Origin of the sequence: Pseudomonas sp. Sample_10, assembly GCF_004321495.1 — a bacterium.
Taxonomy (GTDB): domain Bacteria; phylum Pseudomonadota; class Gammaproteobacteria; order Pseudomonadales; family Pseudomonadaceae; genus Aquipseudomonas.
Genome location: NZ_RCOE01000167.1, coordinates 1 through 825 on the forward strand (window position 1 = coordinate 1; position 825 = coordinate 825).

Genomic DNA, 825 nt, shown 5'->3' on the forward strand with positions numbered 1-825 from the left:
AGAGCATTTTGTTGCGCAGCACGTATTTGACGAAGATTTCCTTGGCGCTGAATTCTTCTTCGTGGCTGGCGTCGTAGCCTTCCGGATAGTCGTTCTTGTACTTCTCGATGGGCGGCAGGCCCACCGATTGCGGGGTATCGCGCATGGTGATGAAGGCAAACACCGCCACCGCCATGGCCACGGCCGCCGGTACGTAGAACGCGGCATGCCAGTCATTGAACAGGCCCATGCCGACCAGGAACAGCGGGCCTATCAGGCCGCCGCCGACGTTATGTGCCACGTTCCACAGCGACACCACGCCACCGCGTTCCTTCTGTGACCACCAGTGCACCATGGTCCGGCCACTGGGCGGCCAACCCATGCCCTGAGCCCAGCCATTGATGAACAGCAGGACGAACATGATGGTCACGCTGGACGTTGCCCAATGCGCGAAACCGAAAATGAACATCACGGCAGCCGAAACCATCAGGCCGAACGGCAGGAAGAAGCGCGGGTTGGAGCGGTCGGAAACGATGCCCATCAGGAACTTGGACAAGCCATAGGCGATGGCAATCGCCGACAGCGCCACGCCCAGTTCACCGCGGGTATAGCCCTCTTCGATCAGATAGGGCATCGCCAGGGAAAAGTTTTTGCGCAGCAGGTAGTAACCGGCGTAACCGATAAAGATACCGGCGAAGATTTGCCAGCGCAGGCGGCGGTAGGTGCTGTCTATTTTTTCTTCAGGCAAGGGCGCCTGATGTGCGGCAGGACGAAAGAAAGCAAACATTCAGGAGCTCCAGTTTTCTTGTTTTGACTGCGGATGCGAATGTTACAGTTTCGTTACCG

General features: G+C 57.8%; 1 protein-coding gene. It reads right to left on the reverse strand.

The features are described from left to right. A partial coding sequence (locus D8U18_RS16650; protein ID WP_131108028.1) for an MFS transporter occupies nt 1-766 on the reverse strand: 766 nt, incomplete at its 3' end. Nucleotides 767-825 lie beyond the last annotated feature (59 nt).